Genomic DNA, 25,753 nt, shown 5'->3' with positions numbered 1-25,753 from the left:
GGTCGATTAGGGCTGGCTTGGGCCGCAGTGGTTTTTGCAGCTCTTTGGGCACCAGTCCTTCAGACCACGTTTGTCCCGGCGCGTAACCCCAGCCCATACCCACGTCTTTTGGGTAATTTATCAGCTCACCCGTGCCCGGATCTGTAGTGATTGTGTAGGCAATACTTGGGGCCACGTCTGGTCCGTCTTTCCCAAGGCGTTTGAGTTTGGCCTTGGAGACGGGCCGCACACCACACCCACACAGCCAGTCATTGGGCGGGTAATGCGTGTTCCACCACGGATCATTGGCAGGTAGCACCAACCCATCCCACGCCTTATGAGCAGCCCGCGCTGTCACAGGTATGCGCTCTAACGCATGGACGTATTGCCAATAAGGGAAAGCCTTGCGCACCGCCGGTTCGTTCATCTGCTTGTAACGACCGGCAGCATAGGCGGTTTTCAGGTTGGTCTCATAGATCACTCGGGCACGCCATACCCGCTTGCCGTTGTGATCCCAGCCGTGCGCTTCACGATTGCATCAAACTCATCCTGAAACCCCGGATGATACGTGTCATCCTTATCCAGCCAGCCCTTAAGCGGTGTGCCTTTGGCAATGGCACCATCAATGGCCTTTTGGAAGTCTTCCAGCAGCGCGTCTTTTGTTGCGCCTGCTACGACAAACGAGCGATCATGAGCGTGATGCATGGCATCACTCCATCGCTTTGTGGGCAGTTTTACCTTCTGGCGTTGGAACTCCAGCGCCTCAGTAAAAGGTTCAGCAAACTCAGCGCTTGCCTCATCCTGTTTATCTAGTTTTTTTTTGAGCCTGTGGGCGTGATGCCGGTCTCATCAATGATATCAGAGCGGCCCTGAAGCTCGGCAAGCATAACCGCATCACTTAAAAGGTTGCCAAGTGGATCAACCTCAAGCCCCGGATAGGTATCAAGCAAGGCTTGTGATGCGCCCGCGTAATCTTCCGCCTCTTCAAGCTTGACTTTGATCTCGTCAATCCAGTTATGTATCTTTGGCCCTGCAAGCTGTTCCAGCTGAGTAACCAGATGATCAACGGGACCTGCATCACCTGTCGCAAATTCTGAACTTTCCTGTTTGCCGCCGCGTTTGGTGGCTGGACCATCGGCAGTTAGCGGATCTTGTATTTGACAATCTCTGTTCCCAAAACATTACCCAGCCATTGATCAACATCCTTAGGCTCAAAGCCTTGCAGGCGCGTGGCGTCCAAAATACGTAAAGCAGATTGCTGCACCCAGCGCACTTTGCGCTCAACATCCGCCTCATCGCTTTGGTTGCGAGGCCGGGGCCGCCAGACCTTGGGCGGGTTGGCAGCAGGCCAGTTGAGTTCACTAATCCACGTAATGAGTGTGGAATTCAGGGTTTCACAAATCTGGTCGCTGTCATCATCAACAATACCATCGGTTTCATCGGCATGAGTTTGGGAGGCGGCACGCGAGCCTTGACCTTTGACACCTGTTGCAAGGGTTGATCCCAGAACAACTTCTGCAGTCTGCTCATCCCAGTAACGGCACCAGGCTTCATATCCTGCCTCTCCAGAGCGGGTGGCTTCCAGAAAATCAACCTCAGTGCCAATGGGGGCAACCAACGCACCCTGGCTAACCATTTGGCGCAGCACGCCAAGCAGTTTGTCCTGCTCTTCCTTAGATGTTCCATGAGCGTATTTGCCAAAAGGGATTGGACTTGCGAACTTGTCCATGAACTTCATCCAGAAGGCCACGCCCTCGCGCTTGAACAAGACATGCCAGAACAACACAGAACCAAGCCCATGACCAAACGGATTGTTGGCGTTCGCATCAAAGCGATGCACTATGAACTTGCGTTCTGGCAGTTCCTCGCCTTCTTCGCGGTTATCGAGTGTCAGCAATCTGATGCGCCAGTCCGCATCAAACGTAAACCGCATAGGGTTTTGATCCTTTATTTTGAGCGGTGCAATCATGCCATCTGTATTGCGGAACCAGACGATCTCGGCAACGGAAAACCCTTTTAAGATTGCTTTGAGAAGCGCTTTGCAGATTGCATCAAATGGCAATGCCTTCAGGATCGCCTCAACCCCTTCAGCAGCCGTGATATCTATCGCCTCATCACTTGCAGGCTCAACCTGCCATTCACGCCGTGTGACCTTGGAAATGCGCTTGGAAAGAGCGGTGCGTGCCCGTGCGTCCTGCAGAACCTCATCATATAGCTTCAGGCCTTTTTTCTCGCCCTTGGCTTCAAGCGTTGGGTCCTGAGGCTTTAATATATCGGAGTAGTTTTCAATCGTGATGTCGTTTCGTGCGGTCGCAATCAGCTGTCCGCCCTTAATCGGAACACTGGCCGGGGCGGCCTGCTTAGCCAGATTGCTATCAGCCTTAGCCGTTCCGTTTGTTTTTTTGGTTTTCTTACTCATAACCGATAGCCTCCAAGGAGTGAGCCGTGTGCTGATGGTGCGGTGGTAAAGCTGGTTGAACTCAGCGTGGTAAAGGCCATCTCCAACGTGTGTTTCCAAAGCATCTCAAGGCAATCAGGGCCATCATCATGGTCCGCATTGGGCCATTGCTGGAGTTGATCAATGAGAACTTTCTGTGAATTATGCAGCCGGATGAGGCCGTCCTTGATGGGGATTTGAAGTCGCTCAATCCTCAGGTTCTTATCTGTAATGGGCATTACCGGATAAGCAGGCAGCGCCAGACCAGACAGGGCGGCCTGCTTCATCAGTTCAGTGCGCAGCATCTCCTGAAACTGTACCGCTTCCACAAACCACATCTGACAGCCGTATTCGCGGTGGAACGCCAGCGCATCAGCAATAATCAGGTCAGGCGTGCGTTTGCGAATGGAGGCTTCCACCAGATCTATGCGACCGGTTTCCTTGTCATACCCGCCCACCAGAATTGCCGATGGATCCCGGTTCTTGTTGAACTTGCCAAGAGAGGGATCAATCGCGCCGAAGAACATAAGTTGCGGCTCAACGCGAACAAAATAAGTAATGTTCTGGAACGGGTTATCATCAGAGACAGGACGGTTCTGATATTCGCTTTCAAAGGCTGAGTGTGATCCTGCCCGTTCTTTCATCAGATAAAGCAGAGTGTGGTTGTCGGGCCAGTTGAGAACCGCACCTCGGTCTAATTCTGTTTGGTGTGCACAATAAAACGCATCTGCGGCAGGCTCGCCTTCGTTTAAGTACACTTCTTCCCATGTATCCCACAGGTCTATGCGTTCCGGCCATTCCAATACCGCCCGAAACTCAGTCTTCTGCCAGCCCGGTTTCTTGGCAAAGCGCACAATAACCGCATCAAAGTGCAGCACAGTGCCTGCATAAAGCACGTCCATGGAGCCATCTGTGGGGCCAAGCTTCAGCACAGCTTTTAAAACCCAGCTTTCAAGCTTGTCGCGCTGTTTGGGGCTGGTCACATTCTCATCGTTTTCAATATCATCTAAAATAGCAAGGTCAGGCCGGTACGGACCATGGCGGCGACCACGGATCTTCTTGCCCGTACCAAAGCCTTCCACCTTGATGTTGTTAGCCGTGATGATGTCACCTTCGCGCCAGACCCGGCCCGGCCCCATGGCCTTTGCAAAATCATAGGCAAGGCGCGGATTGCTCTCTAACTCAGCCTTGAGTGCTTCGAGCATGACGGCGGCTTGTTCAAAGGCATCCATAATAAGCACGATGTAATGCTTCAGGCCCATGACAATGCAATAGAGTGGGAAAATCAGACTGATATGAGTGGACTTGGCAGACCCACGCGGGGCAATCACCAGTTTCCGTTCGCCCTTGTTTGAGTAAACAATCAGTGGCAGCTCTTCATAAAGATGCTCATGCAATCGGCTCGGGGCTTTAGCCAGATAATGAGGAAAGTAAGTTTCGGCAAAAAAGCGATAGCCGGTCGCAGGATCTGCCACACATGCGAGGCGGCTTTTGCGGGCTTTAACATCAACCGGGAATGCCTCAACTTCCAGCTCTATCTTCTGGCGGAAATCCTCCGCCATCTCAGCAAGCGATGTTTTAAAATCCTTAGCGCTGAGCTTTTTTGTTTTCGCGCTCATCCATAGGCCTCCGCCAGATAGTCACCGAAGGGTTCAAGCACTTCCAAAAAGATCTGGGCATGGCTGGGATGATGTTTCTGGATGAACTTTGCAAGGCGCTGCAACACATCCTGCGCAATACCGAGTTCAGATAATTTAGGGGCAACCCGTCCAGCAGAAGAAACCATCTTGTTAAAAGCGTCTGAGAGCGAGGCCATGAGTTTTACTTTCTCAGGAGGCTCAATTTCCCCAGAGGCCTTGATCTGTTCAATGGTCATTTGGAACATGGTGACAAAGTCCTCAACCACAGTCGCAACCACCGCTTCCAGGCCTTCTCCAGCAAGCGCGTTTGCAGAGCGGGCCACGTCCCAGTTATCACCGTTCGTTGCTGCCTCTTTCTTCCACCGGCGTAAGGTGCTCTCACTGACACCGATGGTAAACGCAACAGTCGGGATTGCCTGCCGTTCAAGTATGAACAAGCGCCGGGCCTTGCGCTTCTGGTCTGCCTTAGATGGTTTCTTGCTCATTCAGGCACCAATTTTATCTTTGATGAATGCAATGCCAATAGAGACCACTGAGGCGGCAATTACACTATTGACAACCGATTTGGTCTCCACTGCACGCAGGCGCGTATCATGTTTATCAAGGCGATCATCCACGCTATCAATTTTCTTATCGATGCCCTGCAGGAGCCCTTTAATCTCTCCAAGTTCCCGCGCCAGATGTTCCGACATTAACGAGCCCTCCGGGTGTTTGCGCCGCGTATGGCTTTTTCAAACGGGCGGGTGAGGAAGTAAGCGCCGACAATCCATCCGGCCCACTCATTGAGTGGTTCTGGCAGCGCGGCTACATTCCAGTCAAAGTGAAACAAGCTGTCGGCAACAATGGCCCCGGACCAGATTACAATCGGCCAGGCGAATGCTGGACGGATCATGGCCGTCACCCACCAGCCTTGCTCTGCCAGCACGATGTCGCGGGCTGCACGGCGGCTATCCAACTCGGCGCGGATCTCTTCACTTGTAACAGTTGCACGAATACGAAGCGCTTCGTTTTCGCTCTTGGCTTGGGTTTCAAAGAAACCCAGCACCCGGTCGAGTACGCCGCCGCCAAGTTTATTCAAAGCCCACACAGCACCTTTAAACAATAAGCTCATCCTACATGCCTCCAGCTCTGTGCATCTGCAAGGCGGCGCTGTTTGATGCCCCGTGCCAGATACCAGATTCCAAATCCGGCAGCAGCAATCAGCACCCACTTGTTGCCCGAGACAAACTCCATCAGCGGGGCGAGCTGATACCGAAGCTGGCTGAGCTGCTCAGCGCCGGTGCCAAATCCTTCCAGTAACCCTTGAGTGGTCTCGCCCATGGCGCTGGCACCAAGGCCTGTACCCATCAGCACTTGCCCAATACGCGTCTGGCCATCTGCTTTTTTAATGGTCTGGGAACCGTTCTTACGCAGGTCTTTCACCGAGAGGGTGCTGCGATCCTGTCCGGCTTTCTGATTGTGGGGGACGGCTTGCTCCAGTGTCGTCTCTGTTAGGGGCCCGACAACGCCATCCGGCTTTAAACTGTGATCCACCTGAAGCGACACCACAGCCCGCCGCGTGGTCGGGCCGAAGTCACCATCAACCGGGCACACATAACCAAGCGCGGCCAGACGTTTCTGCAGGGCTTCAATCCGGTAACCGGAGGAACCGAGGCGCGGATAACCCGTAGCAAGACTTTGGGCGTTAGATCGCGGCTGATCTTTCTCTAAAAAGCCAGAGGCCGGGGACGCAAGGGCGGCAAACTTTGCATAGGCCTGCTGGAGCAGACCAGCGTAATAGTCAACCTGACCTTTGCCGTTATAGATCCGGGCAATCGCGCGAAAGTCTTTGGCTCGCAGAGCATCGCGCAGGCCGGAGTTTTCGAGAAAGGCAAGAAAGGCTTTCACCTGAGCTTCGGTACTGGAGGCCAGCCCTAAAACAAATTCCTGAGCACTGCGATACCCACACTGCGCAAAGTTAAAGCCCATGATCTGGGCAAGACCATAGGAGCAGGATTTAAGGGCAGCGGTAACATCAAGATCCGCCATGGCTTGCAGACGGTCCCAGCGGGCATCAGAGCCGGACTTACCAAGCCCTTTGTAATTTGCTTTCTTCCAGCGTTTTGCCGCAAGCCCCAGCGCCACAGCTCTTCCGCGTTTGGATTTGGGAAGTTCACGATAAAAGACGTGTTTTTCTGGAAGGAGGATCAGGCGACCGTCGCGGTCGTAAGACGCTCCCTTGCTTTCAACGTCCAGAACCGCTTGTAAAACAGCCATCTCGCAGCCCAGCCGGTCAGCCTCGCGGCGCAAGAGAGTGTCTGTGTGTGTTTCAGCGCCGTTGCTGCTGCGTAATTGTTGGACAATAGACATGAGGCCCGCCTCAGTTTGATAAGTACTGGGGCGAGCCTCATAGTTTCTTGCAATTTTTGCGACGGAACAGTTCCGCAAGTTCTGATCTAATCATGGGAGGCGTTCAAAAAATCCTCCAGATCGACCTGGCGGTCATCATGAATTTTCCGCCGTGGCAACGGCTTGCCAGAAAGCAGGTTGCGGACATGGCGTTCTGAGACTTTTAATTCCAGTGCAATCTCAATTGTGCTTTGGCCTTCACCGCGAAGCTGAAGGGCTGCCCGGCGCGTATCTGTTCGGCCAATATGGGTTGGGACATAAAACTTGTTGCCTGCAAAATCCTTGATCAACCGCTCTGCTTTCTCCCTGTCAATGCGAGCAAGCGGATTGTTTGCACTCCAACGGGCTGGCACCTTAACCTCAACGCCGGGTAGTTTGTTCAAAAGCTCCTGCGCAACATCATCACCGCAAATAGCTTGAACATCCTCCATGTCTTCTGTCAGGTGTAGCGGAGCAAGCTGATCAGACATGACGAGCCTCCTTGTTAGAGGCAAGCTGAGCCTCGGACACCATCACGGTCACCACAGCGCCGCCTTCCAGAACATAACGCACACCATCGCGGCGCAGACCTTTTGCACCAACCTGCAGGGCGTTCTCAGTTTCGCGGTAGATGTGTAGGCGCACCATCTGGACATCAATGTCCAGCACCCGTTCCAGATAACGCAGCACCGCATGGTCGGTCACAGGGACAAATTCAGCCATATGCGCACCCTCCAACCATCACAAAACCCATTGCGAATATAGTCGCAACCTGAGAGAGTAAAGACCAATTATTGCACGCTCTATTAAGAAGGTTATGTTTGTGTGTTTTATGCTCGTTCTTGCTGCTCTGCTGGTTGCCTCTAACGTTCAGGCTCAAATGCCAAACCTTGAACCCTGGCAAGAAAAAGCAATGGAGAAGGTTTTCGAATACCACCGCATCGAAAAAGCGCAGTGGAATACACTGGATCAATTTATGCTCCACTCCTCGTCCGTCGGGATTGCTTGGAAGGTCGTGATTGAGGACCTCATGTGCAGGGGATTGTTCGCAAGTATCGGAAAGCCCGAAGGGCATGAGTTTGTTGTTTCTGTTTATCATACCGATACCAACGATTTTCTCGGAATTGCCCGTTGCCGCTAAAATCATCCTGCCAGCCTCCCTTCAATTACTTTGAGAGCTTCAATCAGGGGGCTGGCTTGCGAATAGGTCAGCCACTCGGGATCATCCACATCACTGCGTTTCTTCACAAAACTGCGTAAGGCGTCCTTGTAGGGCGTTTGCCAATACCCCAGACCATCAAGGCTTTTTGCAAGAGCAAACAACATGCGTACATGTCCCTTGTCAGATGCGGGACGGAATGAACCGCCCCGTTTTACAGGTTTCCAGCCAAGCCGTTTGAACTCGGTAACGACGCGCAAACACTGTCCCTCGCTTAGGCCTTTTGCACTGCGTTTACCCGTCACCCGCTCCAGCACATCCCGGTAACTGTCCTCATCAAGTGCCAAGGCCTTCTTTGCAATATGAATTTGTGCAAGATACCGGCTCATTGAAATTCTCCTTAAGAAATTGGCTCGGCCATGCCGAGGGCGTGAAGGTAGAGGTCGAGAATACTTTCTTCTTCCTCCCGCTCGTGTGGCTTGCGTTTGCGTAGGGAGACAATCTTGCGCATGACTTTCACGTCAAAGCCGTTGCCTTTGGCCTCTGCGTAAACATCCTTGATGTCGTCAGATATTACCTTCTTCTCCTCTTCCAAACGCTCAACGCGTTCAATAAATGTGCGGAGTTGATCGACTGCGACGCCACCTGTATTGCTCATGATACGGCTCCTGTGCGGTTGGCTGGGCACCCGATGGGACACCCGTTTTTCATATCAGTTGCGGTGGTATAGTGCGGGGTTGGACCATCATTGTGGTTTACTGAAACTGTCCCGGTGACGAGGTGTCCGCGACGGCTCCAGTAACCCCTGATGAGTTCGAGGCGCTCTTGTTCACGTTGCCGGTCATATCTCATTTGCTGATAGTTCATGATACCCTCACGCCTTCGCCAGATTGATGGTAATCTGCTGCCAGTCATCTTCCGGGCCTTGCCGCTTATGCACGGTGAGGTAGGTTTTGCTACCAATAACCCGCATGGCTTCGCGCAGGGTCTTCATGGCAGTTACCCAGCGCGCATCTTCGATTTTGAGCCGCATCAGCCGGTAAATTTCAGTCCGGTTGATCTGTCCGTCATTGTCAGTATTAAAAGCATCCGTAATCAGTGCTCGGATTTCAGGGCGCGCACCCGCAGACCATTCATTCAGGCACACGTCAATCTGCTCTTTTGCTTGTGTGATTTGCGCGCCAAAGGCATGTTGTGGCTGCACTCGGACGCTGACCTTGAATTGCGCATCAAGCGAATAATAGGTCTTGTTGCCCTTGGCTCCGCCTTTGGTAAAGCCTTCTTCAGCACGGGCAGCATCCAAATTGCCAAGGTCATCATAGGTGTGCCCTTTAAAACGAGCCACTTGGCTGGCCAGCCGTTGCGCGTGGTGGGCAATTGTGCGCACACACTCATCTTCCAGAGCGTCAGTATCTGCCACCAGCTCCACTGGGATCAGTGCTCCCATGCCATCGCGCATATACCGGTTACCCTCAAGCTCAACTGTCCCAGCGTTTATTGCCGCTTCCAGTGCGGGGTCCATGGTATGAGTTGAGCCGTTCGCTTCATGTGTCATGGTCATTTCCTTTTTGAATACATTTTGGGTCCCGGCTCAGTGTCGGGAAAATAACAATCTTGGGATCGTTGAAATGAGCGTCTTCAAGTGGTGTCATCTTGCTTTTTGCAAGGCGCTCCAACTGCTCAGCCAGTTCAGTTCCGGTCAGCAGAGTTTGTGCAAAAAGGTCATGCGCTTCCGGGTCCATGACCTCATTGCAGCGTGAAATCAGAAACAGAGCACGCAGTTCTTTCAGGAGGCCGCTTAACATGCTGCATCCTGTCCAGTCCGGGAGGTATTCAGCGAGCAGCGCTGGCAGGCGGCCCAATGACGCAGGGCTGCAGGATCACTTTGGGGGACAGACCGGCAGGAATATTTTTGACAATCCTCAAAGCTGATATCTTTGCCAAGATGCGGGCACATAATCCGGTCACAGAACCGCTCAACAGCACGGCGCTCAAAGCGGTCTACGCGCCCGCCATTGTCGGTAAGCCGTCCAGCCAGATAAAGACTGACAGCGGTACGTGAGACGCCCATGGCATCCGCCACTGCCTTTTTACTGCCAAGCGTTGCTACCTGTTCTTCAATTAGGTCGTGTACGTTTATTTGCATGCCACAACCTCCCCATTTGAAGTGAGGTTGAAATCAAGTAGGATAGCCTTTTTCTGACTCCAGACCGGAGCAAGCGGGCCGGTATCGCGGATCAGTCGAAAGCGTCTGAAGCCATTTGAATAAGGCTTGGTACTCCTTGCCTTAACTGGCAAGATTGTCAGATACCCGGCCTGATACAGCGAGCGAAGATAACGCTGGAGATTGCTTTCTGGTTGTTTGTCAGAGGGCTGAGCTGCCACCAGAATAATATCTGAGACCGTAAATGCACCTGACATTTTCATCACGTTCCATGCCCGTTGCCGTAAGGAATTTCGGCGTGGGCTACGGCGGTGTATTTGCACTCTTGTGCTGCCACCTATCGGAATGACCAAGCCCTCATCAGCAGCTTTTTGACCCGATTGTGTAAGCTGGTAACAACCACGCTCTACACGTTCCAGATATCCTTTTATGATCAGAAAACCCGCAGCCTCAATGATCTGTTTGCGGGAGAGCGAAAAAGTGGCATCAGCGTCCAGCATATCAAGCGTCTGGCAGTCCCCACCTTTTAATTGATGCAGGAGTGTCGTGGAGATCAGGGAATTAGCCATCACAGCGCCCCCGGAACCATGATGGGGCGGTTTGAGGAGCGATCATTGATGATTGCAACACCAGCCATCTCTCTCATGGTCAGGCCCTCCTCACCGGGAGGATTGAGAAACCCGTGGCGTTCAATATTGGCAATGGCTTCCAAGATTTCACGGTTATAACCGCCAGATACTTTGTGAACGAGCTTCAACAGATCATCAGCGACGCGAACCTCACAGCGCCCGTCAATCAGCCCCCGCACATCTCCTTGACTGCATTTTTCAAATCGAACTTTCTGTGAGACGCGGGAGGCGACCTGCGGAAACCGTGTCAGGTTATCATTGACCTTGCCCATACCCACCAGAATGACGGGCAGCTCAATCATGTCGGATATATCGCGGATGGTTTCCAAAATTGCCGATTTACTGGAGACATGATCCGCCTCATCAATCACAAGACCAAACGTCTTTCTTTCATTGCCAGCGGTGTCTCGTCGCCCGGATAGTTCTTCAAGCGCCTTGCAGTACTTTTTCTGGAAAGCATGGGGTGGGTGCACCCCCATTGTTTCAAGCAGTTCGGTCATAAACCAGCTCGGTGTCCATTCTTTCTTGGCCCGCAGGTATATGCTGCCCGTCTGGCCGACCCAATTTTTCAACGTGGTTGTTTTGCCAAGTCCCGGCAGTCCGTCCACGACCACCAGACAAGCCTCCTGTGCGCCCCGTTCAGTCAGGGCAGTCAGCGCGTTCAAAAAGCGCTGCACGTTGGAGGTCTTTACAAAGTCATTCCGCATCTGTTATTTCCTTGAGGGTTGGTTGGTTGCGTTAAGCAGCGGCACGGAGGAGAGTTCGAAGGCTATCTGTGTCGATGCCAAGCGCTTCAAATAGGTCCAGATAAGTCCTGTTGGTCATACAGTCCGACAGGATTTTTTTGTCGAGATCAGTCATCTTTTCAGGATTATCCAGGACCCAAACGGCAAGCTCTTCTTTGGACTTAAATACTGGCCTGCCGGATCTGGTTATAGGTTGTGGTTTTGGTGCCTCAATCGGGTCCGCCAAATGAACGACGTTCTCCGTCCTTGCTGGTGGTTCCATCACGACTGAAACGAGGTCGGCATCAGTACTGGCTTCAAAGCCGGGAGCCGAGGCAAACACTTCCATTGGCTGCTCGCCGGAGTGCTCCATGAGATAGCCGGGGCGTTGTTCCTGCTCGACACGGCGTAACCTGTTTTCCAGTCGCTTTGTTGCCGTCTTGGCCTTCTTCTCGCGGGCGGTATCGATAACCGGCTTGGGGAAGTAGGCTTGGCTGTTGCCCTCAAACTTGGCAGTGCAGATCAGTGCGCCCGGTGTCTCAACACCTTCCACATAATCAAGCTCACGCACCCACACCTGATGAGCATCAAGCATGTCGTAGCAAACCATAACCTCACGGTGGTCATAGCGCTCCAGCTCCAAAGCAAAGTAGCGGTTCGTCTCAATGGTAACGAGACCGCGAGTAACCTTGCGCCGAACTGCAGGGCGGGACAGATCGTCCGCATCTTCCTGACAAAGCCGCACAGCCTGAAAGTCATTTGCTTCAAACTGAGCCCAGCATTCATTCGGCGACATACGCCGCTTGCGACCGGTGATTGGATCGCGCATCTCGGCAAGGCCAGAATGAGGGCGCTCATTGTAATATTGCAGGGCGCTGTCAAAGATTTTGAGGAAGCCATTCCAGCTGATCAGAAGGTCTGAACCGCCTTTTTCCTTCAGGTCTTTCTTGATGGTCTTATGCAGCTTTAAAGCCGCTTCCCGGTCCAGATCCGTACCTGTATAGCTTGGTAGTGTTTTTGCCAGGCGGGTGTAAACTGATCCATTGAACCGCTCGATAACACCGCGAGCCTGTGAGTTGTAGGCGATGCTGTGCTCTTTGTGCGTACCAAGGCGGGCTAACATGCCCACAGCAGCCTCATCCAGCAGCTGGTTTTTGTAACCTTTACCGTTATCAACGTAGAAGATAGCTGCCACACCATTCGACATACTGGCATTACGCAGGGCTTCAGATACGTCATAGGCTTTTTCATTAAGCCCGATGGAGTAGCCCACACATTTGCGGGTCGCCACATCCAGAATTGAGGTGATCTCCGGGCGCATTGGATTGCCCGAAAATGGATGTGCGACAAAGGCATCAAACGTTTTGCCATCACCGGTATAAATATCGGTTGGCTCCAGCCCCTCAGTAGAGCGGCTCACATAGACCTTGCGGGCTTTGAGTGCCAGTACACCTTCACGTCCCTTATAGGCAGCAATCGGGTCTGCTTTCTTCAGTTTCGTTAGATATCGTTTCACCTGATCGTAACTGGGAGCGTGTGTGGGCTCAATCAGACTGGCCCGGTACTGGTCCAGTGCCAATGCTACCGTTGGCTTGCGCGGGTCCGCATAAAACTTCAGGAAGCCCGGCGCCCATTCGTAACGGGAAGCATTGAGCGCATCCTGTTTACGTTTGCCGGGGATCAGGCCAGCAAAGCCGCATTCCTTAAACGCCTTGCGCCAGTTGTAAATAGCGCGGCGGGAGATCCCGGTGCCCTTGTCCTTGGCAGTGCGAACGAGCTCAAGTAGCTGGTTTTCATCCGGGGTCAGCACCTCTTGGCTCAGCAGTACTTTCACCTTGACGGCTAGGTCACACACGGCCTTGTCATAGGCCATACCGCGCATGACCAGTTGTTCCAACATCTGCAAAATTTGTTTGCGGGCTTCAGCAGCACGGCGCTGAGCGCCATCGGCATCAGCAAGAGCCACCTTTGTTTTTGCGGGTGCGTTTGTCTGCACAACATTCACAACCGCGTTAAGACGCTCTATGTTGAAGCGGGCTTCTAACGCTTTGCGAGCTGGCTCCGGCAGCAGATCAATATGGTATTCCCAGCCACCGCCACGGCCAGAACGTTTGCGGGCAAGAGAACCGGAGGTTTGCCAATCAGAGCGCTTAGCTAACAACTGAATAGCGCGCTCTGTCAGAGGTATATTTGGTAATCGCATATCTGCAAGTTCTTGAGCGTTATACCACTCGCGCTTTGCCCCATTGTCCAACAGGGCTAGAACTGTTCCGCTCATGTCCGCCCCCATTTACGCCAGATGGAGATGCGGATAAGCCTGTCAGAGTATGGCCGGATTTCGTTAGGGTTGCTGTCACAAATGATGCAAAGGATAACCGAAAATGTCGCTTTCCAAGTATGCTGGCGCAGCAAGACAAATTGTCGATGAATTTCGCAAAATACTGCAGGTAGAGGAGTGCGCCGATCAGCTTCGAACTTCCCCCGAAGACGCCTAGCAGTAAATTCTTGTCTACTCATTCGCAAACAATGAGCTGGTCCGTAAGGTCGCCACGCAGTCGCCTTGACGTCTAAAAAAGCTCCTAGCGTAACTCCATCTTGAGAAACGGTTTTCAGCCATTGCAAGCGCGGCAAAAATCGTTTTTGAAGCGACGGCTGTACTTTCAAAAGCTGACTTTTATCTGCACCCCGATGCAGAGTATCGGGAGGTGATTGGAGATGTGCAGAACCTTCTGGCTGCACCTTATGTAGATGCCGATTATCAACAACAGCTTGCCCATCCTTATAACTCATGATCTCTTTCATTTCTGGCCCCTCATTTCATAATCTATTTGCCGGATCATCTTTTGGATGAGCTTTTTCTGTTCTTCCATAACCTGCCGTTCAATGAGTGGCAGGTACTTCCGGTCAATCACGACCATGTCCGTGCGAGCCAGAAACTCGTTAAGCAACTCTTTTGATTTCAAGACGGAAATGAGACTGATTAAGCGATACCCGGAAATGTTGCTGGCTTCCCGCGCTTCGCTCGCCCACGCATCCAGACTGTCACGGCTGATAGATTCCCCAAGATGTACAGACAGGGCTGCTGCAATCTCCTCACGGCTGCGTCCGTCTTTTTTCATGGCTTCAGAAAGAGTGCGGCACACCTTGCCGGAGGGTGTTGCGGAACGAACCCGCGCTGGCTCAAAACGGGCTTCCACCTGCGGTGGCTGCCAGTTCAGCAAATCATCAGTTTGTTGGCAACGGATGGTCCTCATAGCGGGTATCCCGCCCGGTAAGAGGCCACCGCCACACACAATACCCAGACCCAAAGAACAAACGCTGAAGTGAACACACCAATGGCAAGCGCACTTGCAATGTCTTTGATGTGATTGTCATGTCCTGCGCCATAATCAAAGCGGCTGTAAAACCGCAGGGCAGCGCACTGTGTCAGAGGAACAGTTCTCATGCCGCCACCTCTGCCTCGGAGAGAGGAGTGTCAGCATGCAGCAGCTTTTTCTGACTTGCGCTAGGCCCGTGCAATTCGCTATCGTAGATCACATGAGGTGAGGGGATCTTTCGACAAGGCCATAACTCATCCACTGGAATACCAAGAAATTCAGAGATAACACTTGCACCTATGCCGGTTCCGGTCTTAAGCGCTCTGGAAAGAGTGTTGCGGTGGACCTCTTTTTGTCGGGCCAATTGCTCGATGGTCATTCTATGCCGATGTAGCTCGGCCTTTATGGTATGTTCATCCCAAGTCATTTGGGAATTGCGCTTAGCCATTGGAATATCCTCATTAAAAACGGTCTGTTACAGCAGCCGTTTTTTTTGAACCTTGAACCTGTGCACCCGCATAATGTGGTTGCATGTTGCTTATGGAGTTACTGTATCTCCATTTATGGACATTTCAACTCCATAAATGGATTTCGGAGTTCAAAAACGGATTTTATTCCGTAAATTTGCGTCAAGTTATTGATATTAAATCGCAAAATTTGATTTTTGAAGTGTGGATACATTACCGAAATTTAGTTCGGAGTTTTGAAATTGAAGTCCGAAATTGAAAATGAATTTCAAGGTCGTTTGGGTGAGTTGATTGCCAAGGCTGGGAAAGACCCATTTGTTTGGGCAAAAGAGGTTGGTATTCCTGGCGCAACCTTCAATCGGATATGGAATGAGAGTAAAATTCCGAAATACGATCATTTAATTCGTATATCGGAATACTCTAAGGTTTCCCTAGACTGGTTATTGAAGGGGGTACAAACCAGTGGAGCAGATCTACCTTTGGCATCGATTGAAGGTAAATTTATTACTATCCCGCGCGTTGACGTTTGTCTGGCCGCTGGTAGCGGAGCTCTTAATGGCGATAGCATCGAGAAAATGGAAGACATACCATTCACAAAAAGCTTTTTAGGCGGAAAGCTAGGCAAAACTTCAACCGATGGCCTGATTATCCTCACTGCAGATGGTGATAGCATGGATCCGCTCATCGCTGATGGCGACCTGGTGATGGTCGACAAAAAGCGCAATACGCTGTCCGATGGCGTCTATGCGTTTGTTTACGGCGGACTGGCACGTGTAAAGTACCTTCGCCCAACCCTTCAAGGCGACATTGAAGTGATCAGCCAAAATCCGATACACGACAAAGAGCTACTAAAGCGCGCTGATTTGCAGGATTTTCATATCATTGGAAAAGTGGTGTGGTGCGGGCATCGCTTCAGCTGATAATTCTGCTCTATGCAAAAAGCCTGCGCATTTTTGACCGCTTTATGCACGCTTTCATGCCCATTTTGAATAGTTTTTGCGTAACACTGTGCAAAATTATTTTCAGCCGGTTATTCAAAATTATATTGTTTTTTCAACGGGTTCATTCGTTTTACCCGCCTATATCCCTGTGCAGAATGACAGCCCCCCCCACATGATCGCTGCACAACAGGCTCTTTGCTTAGAGATACAAAAACCCCGGCCCTCAAAAAGAGAGCCGGCTCGCTGAGTTTAGACAGTTGAGCGAAGCAAGATTCGCCCCAGAAACTGACATTATGCACCACCAGGAAACACTGTGAGCAGACGGCCCCGTCGCCGCCACAGTCCGGCTTTTAAAGCGAAAGTTGCCCTTGCAGCTATTCGTGGAAAGAGCTGCACTGGCGGGATGAGTTGCATCCGCAATATCCACTTGTGGGGCCAGATGTTACAACCTAACCGCCCAACCCCAAAACGCTCCCAATTCAGCTATGCCTTTGGCTTGCGAATTGCTGATCCTGCATCTACGACAAGTGGGCTCAGGTCAGTGCTTCCGGTTTTGAGAATTGCGAACAACTGAGAACGCATGCGTGGTTCCCAGAAGCTATTGATATGATCAGCAATACCCGCCACGGCTTCTTCATGTGGTTTGTACTTGAAAAAACTGGCGATTTGGTTGGCCATGTAAATCAGTTTGTCAGGCGACATGGTGTTCCCCTCCTCCGGCAACCCTTTGCGGGTGTGTTAAAAGTTCAAAATCTTCATCACGGACAACAGTTGCAAGCGTAATATTGGCCTTGTCCGCCAACTCAACAGCAATTGCCGTCGGAGCAGAAATAGAAATGATCATTCCGCAACCAGCAACAGCAGCCTTTTGAACCAATTCGATTGATAGCCGGCTCGTCATAACAATTGCACCAGATGCGATGTGTTCCCCGCGCTTTGCAAGAGCACCTATCAGTTTATCGAGTGCATTATGACGACCAACATCTTCACGCGCAGCCACAAGGCCACGGGTAGGATGGTACCATCCAGCAGCATGAACTGAACGTGTTTTAAAATTCAGCACTTGCTGTTTTGTCAGCATATGAACCGCATTTGCGATCTGCTCTGGAGAAAGACAAAGCTCGGCTGAAACAGGCTCAATATCACGCATAGCCATATCGAGGCTTTCAATACCGCATAAACCACATCCGACCGGCCCAACCATGGACCGGCGTCGCTCAGCAAGTTTTCCCGCAACATCGGAAACAAACCGCACCTGCATGTCAATGCCGCGTTCACAGTCCAGCCTGTTGATGTCTTCAATCTCATCCACGCTGCTCACCAGCCGCTCAGCTAAGGAGAAGCCGATAACGAGATCATCAAGATCAGCAGGCGTCGCCATCAGAACAGCATGGGAACTGCCGTTGCAACTGATCGCAACGGCGGTTTCCTCAGCCAGTTCCCGCTGTGCGGGAGAGAAGCGGCCTTGCTTGTAAGCAGCACCTTCAAAGGTGCGATGCATGACCATGCTCATTCTGCAGCTTCAATCCGCCGCGACCGGGTACTGTGTTCTTCATATTGCTCCTGCCACTCCGTTGGGCCATTGGAGGGCGATACCTGAACTGCCGTTACTTTGTATTCGGGGCAGTTCGTAGCCCAGTCAGAGTAATCGGTGGTGATGACGTTTGCCTGAGTTCCCGGATGATGGAAGGTCGTGTAAACAACACCAGTTGAAACGCGATCTGTGATTTGTGCACGAAGGCTCGTTTCACCTGATCGGCTTACCAGTTTAACCCAGTCACCATCTTTAACGCCGCGTGTTTCAGCATCATGGGGATGGATTTCCAGAACATCCTCTTCATGCCAGACCACATTGTCCGTACGCCGTGTCTGAGCGCCAACATTGTATTGGCTCAAGATACGCCCCGTCGTCAGCAACAGCGGGAACCGTGGCCCAGTCTTTTCATCAGTCGCAATGTAGTCAGTCCGAATGAAACGGCCCTTCCCTCGTACGAAACCATCAACATGCATGACCGGCGACCCTACTGGGGTCTCATCGTTACACGGCCACTGCACTGATCCCACCTGATCGAGTAACTCATAAGTCACATTGGCAAAGCTTGGGGTTGTGGCTGCCACCTCTTCCATAATCTGCGAAGGGTGAGTGTAGCTCCACTCGCCGCCCATGGCATTTGCGAGCAGCTGGGTTACTTCCCAATCTGCATAACCATTCTTTGGTGCCATGACCTTGCGCACGCGGTTGATACGTCGCTCTGCATTGGTAAAGGTCCCGTCTTTCTCCAGAAAGGTAGATCCCGGCAAAAACACATGCGCGTAGTTTGCAGTCTCATTCAAAAACAGATCATGCACGATGACGCAATCCATTGCTGCAAGACCAGCAGAAACATGTTTAGTATCCGGGTCAGATTGAAGAATATCTTCGCCCTGTACGTAGAGCCCTTTGAAGCTTCCTTCCACTGCTGCATCAAGCATATTAGGGATACGCAGGCCGGGCTCGTCGGATATGGTGACATCCCATAGTTTTTCAAAGATGTCGCGAGCATCAGCATTGTTGACGTGTCTGTAACCCGGCAACTCGTGGGGGAATGAGCCCATATCGCAGGCCCCCTGCACATTGTTTTGACCCCGTAGCGGGTTCACGCCAACGCCGACCTTACCGATATTCCCCGTCAACATCGCAAGGTTAGCAATACCAATAACCGTAGTCGATCCTTGACTGTGTTCCGTCACACCAAGGCCGTAATAGATCGCTCCATTACCACCTGTTGCATAAAGCCTTGCCGCACCGCGTATCTCGTCCGCCGCAACACCAGTCAACGCCTCAACAGCTTCCGGGCTGTGGGCAGTGTCCTTTACAAATTCCACATAGTCCTGAAACTCATCCCAATCACACCGTTCACGAATGAAAGTTTCATCAAACAGCCCCTCAGTCACAATGACATGAGCCAGCGCCGTTACAACAGCCACGTTGGTGCCAGGTCTCAGAGGGAGATGGTGCGCCGCCTCAACATGTGGTGACTTCACCAGATCGATCCTGCGTGGATCAATCACGATCAATTTCCCACCTTCACGAAGTCGTTTCTTCAAGCGAGAGCCGAATACCGGATGACCATCGGTCGGGTTCGCACCAATCACCAAAACCACATCGGAATGCTCAACACTATCAAAATCCTGAGTACCGGCAGACGTTCCAAAAGTCTGACCCAGCCCATACCCTGTTGGCGAATGGCAAACGCGGGCACAAGTGTCCGTGTTGTTGTTGCCAAACACGGCACGGGTGAGTTTTTGAACGAGGAACGTTTCCTCATTGGTACAGCGTGAAGAGGTGATTACGCCGATTGAATCCTGACCATGCTTTTCCTGAATGCCGCGTAAGCGTGAAGCTGCAAAGCCTAAGGCTTCATCCCAGGAAACTTCGCGCCATGGTAGGTCAATGCTCTCCCGGATCATCGGATTAAGAATGCGGTCTTTATGAGAGGCGTAACCGTAGGCAAACCGACCTTTGACACAGGAGTGACCGTGATTGGCTTTGCCGTCCTTGTAGGGCACCATACGCACCAGTTCGTCACCGCGCATTTCAGCTTTGAAAGAGCAACCAACACCGCAATAAGCGCAGGTCGTTACAACCGAATGTTCTGGCTGGCCAATCTCAATCACGGACTTTTCTTGTAAGGTCCCCGTTGGACAGGCCTGAACACAGGCGCCACAGGAAACACATTCAGACTCCAGAAAGTTCTCGCCCATACTTGCAGAGACGCGCGAGTCAAAGCCGCGTCCCTCAATGGTCAGCGCAAACGTGCCCTGCACTTCCTCACAGGCCCGTACGCAGCGCGAGCAGACAATACATTTTGCCGGATCATACGTGAAGTAAGGATTGCTCTCATCCTTTGGCTTCCAGCAAGCATTCATCTCGCCGCCGCCATCCCGCATTTTGAAGTGGTTATTCCCCTCAGCCCCGTAACGCACATCACGCAGGCCAACCGCACCAGCCATATCCTGCAATTCACAATCGCCATTAGCGGCGCAGGTCAGGCAATCAAGCGGGTGGTCGGAGATGTAAAGCTCCATGACGCCCTTGCGCAGGTCTTTCAATCGTCTGGTCTGAGTGCGCACCACCATCCCATCTGCCGCAGGCGTCGTGCAAGACGAAGGCGTGCCTCTGCGTCCCTCAACCTCAACGAGACAGAGACGGCAGGAACCGAACGCATCAACCATGTCCGTTGCGCAAAGCTTAGGAATCTGAATCCCAGCCTCCATAGAGGCGCGCATCACTGAGGTACCCTCAGGAACCGAGACATCAAATCCGTCTATATTAAGGGTTACAGTCTTTTCCGACACGCACGCCGGTGTACCAAAATCGATTTCCTTGATCAGGGTCATAAGGTCACTCCGCTGCTTCGGTGAAAGGCTTAACGTTAAAGTCCTGCGGAAAATGAGTAAGCGAGCTCATCACCGGATAGGGCGCGAAGCCACCAAGAGCGCAGAGCGAACCCATTTTCATCGTGTTGCAAAGGTCTGTGAGCAGCTCTACTTGCTCGTCTGGACGGTCACCGCTGGCAATCCTGTCAATAACCTCAACACCGCGGACAGACCCAATTCGGCATGGCGTACATTTTCCGCAGCTCTCAATAGCGCAGAATTCCATGGCAAAACGGGCTTGCTTGAGCATATCGACGGTATCATCAAAGACCACAATACCGGCATGTCCGATCATGCCATCACGCGCCGCAAAGGCCTCATAATCAAAAATGGTATCAAACAAAGCAGGTGGGAAATAAGCGCCCAACGGACCGCCAACTTGTACAGCCTTCACGGGCCGGCCGCTAAGCGTTCCCCCGCCGATATCATAAATAAGTTCGTTGAGGGTCAACCCGAAGGCCGTTTCAAAAAGCCCACCATGTTTGACATTTCCTGTCAACTGGATCGGAATTGTGCCGTGCGACCGCCCGACACCGTAATCTCGATAATAAGCTGCCCCACGATCAAGAATGATAGGCACAGATGCAAGCGACATCACATTGTTGACGACTGTCGGGCACCCAAACAGGCCTTCAATCGCTGGAAGCGGCGGCTTTGCACGCACAACACCGCGCTTTCCCTCAAGGCTGTTGAGGAGCGAGGTTTCTTCACCGCATATATAAGCACCCGCACCAACCCGCACTTCCATGTCAAAAACATAGGAAGAACCGAGAACCGAATTCCCTAGAATTCCTGCGTCACGGGCAAGGATGATTGCCTCCTGCATGATTGCAACTGCATGTGGGTACTCTGAACGCGTATAGATATAACCCTTAGTCGCGCCAGTCGCTATTCCGGCAATAGCCATCCCTTCGATCAGAACAAACGGATCACCCTCCATGATCATCCGGTCGGAGAATGTGCCACTGTCGCCTTCATCAGCGTTGCAAACTATGTACTTTTGCTCACCCGGAGCATGAAGCACAGTGTTCCATTTAATACCAGTCGGGAACCCAGCACCGCCACGACCCCGAAGACCACTATCCGTCACGTCCTTGATGATCTCAGCGGGTTCCATCTTCAGCGCTCTTTCAAGCCCTAGGAAGCCGTGATGCGTTTTGTAGTGTTCCAGAGACAATGGGTCCGTTATCCCGCAACGGGAAAACGTCAGACGGGTTTGTCTCTTCAAAAACGGCATGTCTTGAGTTTGCCCATGACAAAGCGGATGGTCTCCACCCTCCATGAAACTGGCATCAAGCAACTCAGAAATATCGGAGGGCTTAACAGGACCATAGGCAATCCGGCCCTTCCCGTTGTCAATCTCGATCAACGGCTCCAGCCAGTGCATACCATGAGAGCCATTGCGAACGATTTTCGCATCAATCCCACGTGCGCTAAGCTCCGTAGTCAGGGTCTGAGCAACTTGGTCTGCCCCCACCGCAAGCGCGGCAGCATCACAAGGAACGTAAATGACAGGTGTCATTGCTTCATCTCCCCAACCAAGTTCCACATGCTAACTTCATCAAGTCGTCCGCGCAGCTCACCATCCACCATGGCCGCTGGCGCACAAGAGCACAGTCCCAGGCAATAAATCGGTTCAAGAGTCACCTGCCCGTCTGGGGTTGTTTCATGCCAGGTAATCCCAAGTGCCTTTTGCAAGTTGTCAGCCAAAGCCTCACCACCCATGGATTGACAGGCTTCCGCGCGGCAAATTTTCAAGACATGCCGCCCCGCAGGTTCACGCCGGAAATCATGATAAAAGCTCACAACCCCGTGGACTTCTGCGCGACTGAGGTTCAGCCGATCTGCAATAAGGCGGAGAGCTGCGTCAGAAACGCAGCCAAATTCTTTCTGCACATCATGCAGGATAGGTAAAAGCGGACCCTCTCGGTGTTCATGCGCATCCAAAATTGCTGCAATCCCATCGGCTATGTCCTGTGTTTGCGTCTGCAAGGCCATAAGTTCCTCCCTCCTTACACGTCAATATAACGAGTTGGCACAAAATGTCGCACCAGATCAATATTGCTATTCCGTTGGGCGATAGGAAAATCCTATCAAACAAATGACGCTGCGATTTCCGTTCCTTGCGATAATCGCGTAATTCGACTTAGAAAAGCTTCAATAAGTGGGCCGCGCGGTTCACGTTGCGTCGCAACCAACCCAACCATGATACTCGCGTTTGGCGTGGAGATTGGGATGACCTCAACACTACCTGACGCCAGTGTTTGAGCAACTCCTTGAGGAAGAATAGTTCCCCAACGCCCAGTACGAACATGCGCAAACAAGCACATGATCGAATCAGATTGCAGTGTCGGCGTTGCGACAACATCAGCATCACACAGAATTTCGTCGATAATTCGTCTGCATTGCATATCTGCAGTTAGCAGGCACAAAGGCACTTGGCTGACATTGTTCAACGTCACTTGCCCTCGTCCGGAAAGCGGACCGTGTGTAGCGGTCACAAAGCAATAACGCTCACGATAAAGAGGCACTTGTGTCACCCGACCCAGCGGCTCGTTATCAAGATAGGTCAGTCCCACATCAATTTCCAGATTCTCCAGAAGGGACAGGATTTCAGAGGATGGTCGCGAAAGTATGGAAAAACCTAGTTTCGGATTTTCCTCGCTAAACGGGGTCGTCAACTCAGGCACATAGGTCAACGCGGTCGGAATTGCAGCAATGCGAAGGGTGCCGGTCTGACCATCACTCACCCCCTTTAATTCCTGTTTCATAGTCCGCGTATCAGCGACCAGTTTACGGGCCCATTCCAAGACGCGCTGGCCTTCCGGTGTTAATCCCTGAAACCGCGATCCACGCAAAACCAGAAGGGCTCCAAGTTGCTCCTCAAGCTGCTTTATGTTTGCAGATAGCGTTGGCTGGCTCACACCGCAGTCTTCTGCCGCCTTGCCAAAATGTTGCTCACGAGCAAGAGCGATAAACATCTCCAACTTGTCGATCATGACCAGTCCCTCCCGAGCAGACATGTAGACGCGCATAAAACGTCAGGATGCAAATATCATGGGCATCAACCCATCGTAAGCATGGCATCTACGATGATCTTTATGTGGTGCTTTCATTTATCAGGCAAGTTAGCATAGTGAAGTTTGGAGTGATTACAAGCAACCCAGCCAAGACCTAACGCACGACACAAGCCTCTGCATTTGATCAGAAAACAGCTTCCAACGCAGATCTAAAAACGTTTTATGACCTCAGTGAAATTTTCGCCGTACTCTTCTAGCTTTGCATTTCCGACGCCGGAAATATCTGCAAACATGCCAAGGGTGCGTGGTTTGTGCGCGACCATTTCCAGCAAGGATTTGTCGTTAAACACCATGTAAGGGGCAATGCTTTTCTCTTTGGCAATTGAGAGGCGCAGTGCCCGCAACGCTTCAAAGAGGTCCTGATCTGCTTCGGTTTCAAGTTCCACTTTGGGGCGAGAGGATCTGCTGCTGCCGGTGCTTTTTGTCCGCTCTACTTCTTCAAGCTTCAACTGAACCGTCTTACCGTCCAGAAGTACGCCTCCGCCGGCCTCAGAGATTTTCAGGGCGCCGTGTGCTTCCGCGTCTGCAAATATATGTCCTGATGCAAGCAACTGGCGAACGATTGCTTTCCATTGAAAATCAGTGTGTTTCTTGCCAATACCAAACGTTTTGAGCTGATCATGGCCGAGATTTTCCATACGATCACTGCTTTTTCCAAGCAGCAGATCAATCGAATACTGCGCCCCGAAGCGCTGCCCGGTGCGTTAGATCGCTGACAACAGCATTTGCGCCGCCTCGGTTCCATCAATCGTTTTGGGAGGATTGGAACAGGTGTCACAGTTTCCGCAAGGTTCACAATTGTCACCAAAATAGCGAAGCAGCACAGCACGGCGACAAGTCGCTGTTTCACAAAATGCAAGAAACGCTCTCAGCTTGAGCCGTTCAATGTTTTTCTGTTCATCAGGAGCATTACTCCCGTCGATCATCTGATTGAGCTGTACAACCTCTTGCAAGCCATAAACCATCCACGCTTCCGCAGGTAATCCATCCCGCCCAGCCCGGCCGGTTTCCTGATAATAGGCTTCAATATTCTTTGGCAAATCCAAATGAGCAACAAAGCGGACATTGGGTTTATCGATCCCCATCCCAAAGGCAACGGTCGCGACAATAATCAGGCCATCCTCTTTAATGAAACGATCCTGATTTTCCGCACGAACTTCAGCAGGTAAACCGGCATGATACGCCGCCGCTTTAAACCCCTGCTCTACCAACCAACTCGCCGTTTTTTCGACCCTGTTCCGGGAAAGGCAATAGACAATACCTGCCTCCCCTTCATCCCGACCCTTTAGAAATGAGAGTAGCTGGCGTCTCTCGTTGTTTTTGGTTCCAACAGTGTAAGTGATGTTTTCTCGGTCAAAGCCAGCACAAAATACCTTCTCAAGTTTTAGCGCCCTTGTGATGTCACGGCGTGTTGGCTCATCGGCAGTCGCTGTAACTGCGATACAGGGCACATCGCTGAACCGGTCTCTGACACCAGAAAGCGCCTGATATTCTGGCCGGAAGTCATGGCCCCACTGGGAAATACAGTGCGCCTCGTCGATGGCTAACAGATTAAACAGGCCGCGCTGATCTAAATCCGCAAGCAGCTCCAAAAAATCAGGTCGCAGCAAGCGTTCCGGGGCGACGTAAACCAAGTCCAGTTCGCCTGCTCGCAAAGCTCTAAAAGTCTGCCCAAACTCCTCAGCTGACAAGGAAGAGTTAATCGCAGCAGCCCGAACACCCAACTGGCGTAGTGCAGTGACCTGATCCCGCATCAACGCAATTAAGGGAGAAACAACGACACCGACGCCCGGCCTGCAAAGTGCTGGGATCTGATAACAAAGAGACTTCCCGCTCCCCGTCGGCATAAGCGCACAAGAACTCTGACCAGAAAGAGTTGCTTCTATGATTTCCTCTTGCATTCCTCGGAATTGATCGTAACCGAAGACCTCTTTAAGAACGGCAAGGGGCGCGAGACGCTCAGCGCTTAAACTAGAAGAACTCATCATACTCTCGCGCTTACACCATCTCTTAAAATTTTTGTATGTATACCCATTGTCACAATGGGTACCGGCAATTTATCAGATCACCACTCAGTTGTAGCTCAAAGGCACATAACAGCTCTACAGCAATCCATAATGAAAATCTGCCGCGCAATGGTGGTTTTTTATGCTTATTATCTCGAATAGCAGCAGTCACTCACCTTAAGCATCTGATTAAATTCAGATACCACCACAGCATTCGAAACTATAATACGCCACGGAAAAACAACAAATATAGCCTAAACCAAGTACGCCTGTTGGCGCGCAACCTTCTAGTCTCCGGCCTAAAAACTGCTAGTTGAGACGTTCTATAAAACCTATCAACTAACGCATTTACAACGCCGTACCGGGCGCCCAAAATTTATGCGAGATATCCAATTTTGAGAACAGGTAAGGCTTCTTCATATC

31 protein-coding genes and 1 pseudogene are annotated in these 25,753 nt (G+C 51.7%); 2 read left to right on the top strand and 30 right to left on the bottom strand.

The window, feature by feature from the left end; all coding sequences use genetic code 11:
• From BLS62_RS26705 to BLS62_RS26660, 11 genes are all read right to left on the bottom strand, one after another.
• Positions 1 to 460, bottom strand: a 460-nt coding sequence (locus tag BLS62_RS26705; protein WP_280141884.1) for a phage head morphogenesis protein, incomplete at its 3' end; no start/stop codon positions are given.
• Positions 457 to 684 carry a hypothetical protein gene (locus BLS62_RS26700; protein WP_093188439.1) on the bottom strand — a complete coding sequence of 76 codons (228 nt, stop codon included), beginning with the start codon at positions 682 to 684 and terminating at the stop codon, positions 457 to 459. The genes BLS62_RS26705 and BLS62_RS26700, both read right to left, overlap by 4 nt.
• 104 nt (positions 685 to 788) lie before the next feature.
• Complete coding sequence (locus tag BLS62_RS31120; protein WP_159436578.1) at positions 789 to 929, bottom strand: hypothetical protein; 141 nt, start codon at positions 927 to 929, stop codon at positions 789 to 791.
• Between the two features lie 191 nt (positions 930 to 1,120).
• A complete protein-coding gene (locus BLS62_RS26695; RefSeq protein WP_093188436.1) occupies positions 1,121 to 2,398 on the bottom strand; it encodes a phage portal protein family protein in 1,278 nt (425 codons plus the stop codon).
• On the bottom strand, positions 2,395 to 4,035 hold the full coding sequence (gene terL / locus BLS62_RS26690; RefSeq protein ID WP_093182298.1) for a phage terminase large subunit: 1,641 nt from the start codon (positions 4,033 to 4,035) through the stop codon (positions 2,395 to 2,397). Before terL ends, BLS62_RS26695 begins: the two co-directional genes overlap by 4 nt.
• Positions 4,032 to 4,541 (bottom strand): DUF1804 family protein, encoded by a 510-nt coding sequence (locus tag BLS62_RS26685; RefSeq protein WP_093182301.1) that lies wholly within the window; start codon positions 4,539 to 4,541, stop codon positions 4,032 to 4,034. Before BLS62_RS26685 ends, terL begins: the two co-directional genes overlap by 4 nt.
• The gene (locus tag BLS62_RS26680) at positions 4,542 to 4,748 is read right to left on the bottom strand and encodes a hypothetical protein (protein ID WP_093175953.1); all 207 of its coding nucleotides are present in this window, start codon (positions 4,746 to 4,748) and stop codon (positions 4,542 to 4,544) included.
• Positions 4,748 to 5,167: a 3TM-type holin gene (locus tag BLS62_RS26675; protein ID WP_093182304.1), complete on the bottom strand. Its 420-nt coding sequence runs from the start codon at positions 5,165 to 5,167 to the stop codon at positions 4,748 to 4,750. Before BLS62_RS26675 ends, BLS62_RS26680 begins: the two co-directional genes overlap by 1 nt.
• Positions 5,164 to 6,405, bottom strand: a complete 1,242-nt coding sequence (locus BLS62_RS26670; RefSeq protein WP_093182307.1) for an N-acetylmuramidase domain-containing protein — start codon at positions 6,403 to 6,405, stop codon at positions 5,164 to 5,166. Before BLS62_RS26670 ends, BLS62_RS26675 begins: the two co-directional genes overlap by 4 nt.
• 86 nt (positions 6,406 to 6,491) lie before the next feature.
• Positions 6,492 to 6,914, bottom strand: a complete 423-nt coding sequence (locus BLS62_RS26665; RefSeq protein WP_093182310.1) for a helix-turn-helix domain-containing protein — start codon at positions 6,912 to 6,914, stop codon at positions 6,492 to 6,494.
• On the bottom strand, positions 6,907 to 7,146 hold the full coding sequence (locus tag BLS62_RS26660; protein ID WP_093182313.1) for a hypothetical protein: 240 nt from the start codon (positions 7,144 to 7,146) through the stop codon (positions 6,907 to 6,909). The genes BLS62_RS26665 and BLS62_RS26660 overlap by 8 nt, the downstream gene beginning before the upstream one ends.
• A gap of 109 nt (positions 7,147 to 7,255) precedes the next feature.
• Here BLS62_RS26660 and BLS62_RS26655 point away from each other — a divergent pair, with 109 nt between their 5' ends.
• Complete coding sequence (locus tag BLS62_RS26655) at positions 7,256 to 7,564, top strand: hypothetical protein (protein ID WP_143521570.1); 309 nt, start codon at positions 7,256 to 7,258, stop codon at positions 7,562 to 7,564.
• A 2-nt stretch (positions 7,565 to 7,566) separates the two neighbouring features.
• On the opposite strand, the gene BLS62_RS26650 is transcribed toward BLS62_RS26655, so the two are convergent.
• The 12 genes from BLS62_RS26650 to BLS62_RS26595 form a co-directional block, all read right to left on the bottom strand.
• Positions 7,567 to 7,971: a regulatory protein GemA gene (locus BLS62_RS26650; RefSeq protein WP_093182318.1), complete on the bottom strand. Its 405-nt coding sequence runs from the start codon at positions 7,969 to 7,971 to the stop codon at positions 7,567 to 7,569.
• Between the two features lie 11 nt (positions 7,972 to 7,982).
• Positions 7,983 to 8,240, bottom strand: coding sequence for a DUF2312 domain-containing protein (locus BLS62_RS26645; RefSeq protein ID WP_093182321.1), 258 nt, complete (start codon positions 8,238 to 8,240; stop codon positions 7,983 to 7,985).
• Positions 8,241 to 8,456: 216 nt separating this feature from the next.
• Positions 8,457 to 9,137 carry a DUF3164 family protein gene (locus tag BLS62_RS26640; RefSeq protein WP_244283590.1) on the bottom strand — a complete coding sequence of 227 codons (681 nt, stop codon included), beginning with the start codon at positions 9,135 to 9,137 and terminating at the stop codon, positions 8,457 to 8,459.
• Positions 9,127 to 9,387 carry a hypothetical protein gene (locus BLS62_RS26635; RefSeq protein ID WP_093182326.1) on the bottom strand — a complete coding sequence of 87 codons (261 nt, stop codon included), beginning with the start codon at positions 9,385 to 9,387 and terminating at the stop codon, positions 9,127 to 9,129. The genes BLS62_RS26640 and BLS62_RS26635 overlap by 11 nt, the downstream gene beginning before the upstream one ends.
• Complete coding sequence (locus BLS62_RS26630) at positions 9,381 to 9,728, bottom strand: hypothetical protein (RefSeq protein ID WP_093182328.1); 348 nt, start codon at positions 9,726 to 9,728, stop codon at positions 9,381 to 9,383. The genes BLS62_RS26635 and BLS62_RS26630 overlap by 7 nt, the downstream gene beginning before the upstream one ends.
• Positions 9,719 to 10,315, bottom strand: a complete 597-nt coding sequence (locus BLS62_RS26625; protein WP_093182331.1) for a hypothetical protein — start codon at positions 10,313 to 10,315, stop codon at positions 9,719 to 9,721. Before BLS62_RS26625 ends, BLS62_RS26630 begins: the two co-directional genes overlap by 10 nt.
• Positions 10,315 to 11,082, bottom strand: a complete 768-nt coding sequence (locus BLS62_RS26620; protein WP_093182333.1) for an AAA family ATPase — start codon at positions 11,080 to 11,082, stop codon at positions 10,315 to 10,317. The genes BLS62_RS26625 and BLS62_RS26620 overlap by 1 nt, the downstream gene beginning before the upstream one ends.
• A 31-nt stretch (positions 11,083 to 11,113) precedes the next feature.
• Positions 11,114 to 13,378: a Mu transposase C-terminal domain-containing protein gene (locus tag BLS62_RS26615; RefSeq protein WP_159436577.1), complete on the bottom strand. Its 2,265-nt coding sequence runs from the start codon at positions 13,376 to 13,378 to the stop codon at positions 11,114 to 11,116.
• Complete coding sequence (locus tag BLS62_RS26610; protein ID WP_093188431.1) at positions 13,375 to 13,902, bottom strand: hypothetical protein; 528 nt, start codon at positions 13,900 to 13,902, stop codon at positions 13,375 to 13,377. Before BLS62_RS26610 ends, BLS62_RS26615 begins: the two co-directional genes overlap by 4 nt.
• On the bottom strand, positions 13,899 to 14,354 hold the full coding sequence (locus tag BLS62_RS26605) for a hypothetical protein (RefSeq protein ID WP_093188428.1): 456 nt from the start codon (positions 14,352 to 14,354) through the stop codon (positions 13,899 to 13,901). The genes BLS62_RS26610 and BLS62_RS26605 overlap by 4 nt, the downstream gene beginning before the upstream one ends.
• On the bottom strand, positions 14,351 to 14,545 hold the full coding sequence (locus BLS62_RS26600) for a hypothetical protein (protein ID WP_093188425.1): 195 nt from the start codon (positions 14,543 to 14,545) through the stop codon (positions 14,351 to 14,353). The genes BLS62_RS26605 and BLS62_RS26600 overlap by 4 nt, the downstream gene beginning before the upstream one ends.
• Complete coding sequence (locus tag BLS62_RS26595; RefSeq protein ID WP_093188423.1) at positions 14,542 to 14,865, bottom strand: helix-turn-helix domain-containing protein; 324 nt, start codon at positions 14,863 to 14,865, stop codon at positions 14,542 to 14,544. Before BLS62_RS26595 ends, BLS62_RS26600 begins: the two co-directional genes overlap by 4 nt.
• A 261-nt stretch (positions 14,866 to 15,126) precedes the next feature.
• On the opposite strand from BLS62_RS26595, the gene BLS62_RS26590 reads away from it, so the two are divergent.
• Positions 15,127 to 15,804, top strand: coding sequence for a S24 family peptidase (locus BLS62_RS26590; protein ID WP_143521605.1), 678 nt, complete (start codon positions 15,127 to 15,129; stop codon positions 15,802 to 15,804).
• 504 nt (positions 15,805 to 16,308) lie between these two features.
• Here the strand turns inward: BLS62_RS26590 and BLS62_RS26585 are convergent.
• The 7 genes and pseudogenes from BLS62_RS26585 to recQ all read right to left on the bottom strand — a co-directional run bounded on the left by BLS62_RS26585 (position 16,309) and on the right by recQ (position 25,312).
• Positions 16,309 to 16,527, bottom strand: coding sequence for a formate dehydrogenase subunit delta (locus BLS62_RS26585; protein WP_093188417.1), 219 nt, complete (start codon positions 16,525 to 16,527; stop codon positions 16,309 to 16,311).
• Positions 16,517 to 17,326, bottom strand: a complete 810-nt coding sequence (fdhD, locus tag BLS62_RS26580) for a formate dehydrogenase accessory sulfurtransferase FdhD (RefSeq protein ID WP_244283620.1) — start codon at positions 17,324 to 17,326, stop codon at positions 16,517 to 16,519. Before fdhD ends, BLS62_RS26585 begins: the two co-directional genes overlap by 11 nt.
• Positions 17,327 to 17,334: 8 nt before the next feature.
• Positions 17,335 to 20,205, bottom strand: a complete 2,871-nt coding sequence (gene fdhF / locus BLS62_RS26575) for a formate dehydrogenase subunit alpha (RefSeq protein WP_093188412.1) — start codon at positions 20,203 to 20,205, stop codon at positions 17,335 to 17,337.
• A gap of 4 nt (positions 20,206 to 20,209) precedes the next feature.
• A complete protein-coding gene (locus tag BLS62_RS26570; RefSeq protein ID WP_093188409.1) occupies positions 20,210 to 21,766 on the bottom strand; it encodes a formate dehydrogenase beta subunit in 1,557 nt (518 codons plus the stop codon).
• On the bottom strand, positions 21,763 to 22,242 hold the full coding sequence (locus BLS62_RS26565) for a formate dehydrogenase subunit gamma (RefSeq protein ID WP_093188406.1): 480 nt from the start codon (positions 22,240 to 22,242) through the stop codon (positions 21,763 to 21,765). The genes BLS62_RS26570 and BLS62_RS26565 overlap by 4 nt, the downstream gene beginning before the upstream one ends.
• Before the next feature lie 95 nt (positions 22,243 to 22,337).
• Positions 22,338 to 23,243 carry a LysR family transcriptional regulator gene (locus BLS62_RS26560; RefSeq protein ID WP_093188403.1) on the bottom strand — a complete coding sequence of 302 codons (906 nt, stop codon included), beginning with the start codon at positions 23,241 to 23,243 and terminating at the stop codon, positions 22,338 to 22,340.
• A gap of 230 nt (positions 23,244 to 23,473) precedes the next feature.
• Positions 23,474 to 25,312: pseudogene (gene recQ / locus BLS62_RS26555) on the bottom strand (DNA helicase RecQ).
• Positions 25,313 to 25,753: the final 441 nt, after the last annotated feature.

The organism is Pseudovibrio sp. Tun.PSC04-5.I4 (assembly GCF_900104145.1).
In the GTDB taxonomy this organism is placed as follows: domain Bacteria; phylum Pseudomonadota; class Alphaproteobacteria; order Rhizobiales; family Stappiaceae; genus Pseudovibrio.
This window is presented reverse-complemented; position numbering and strand designations above follow the sequence as displayed.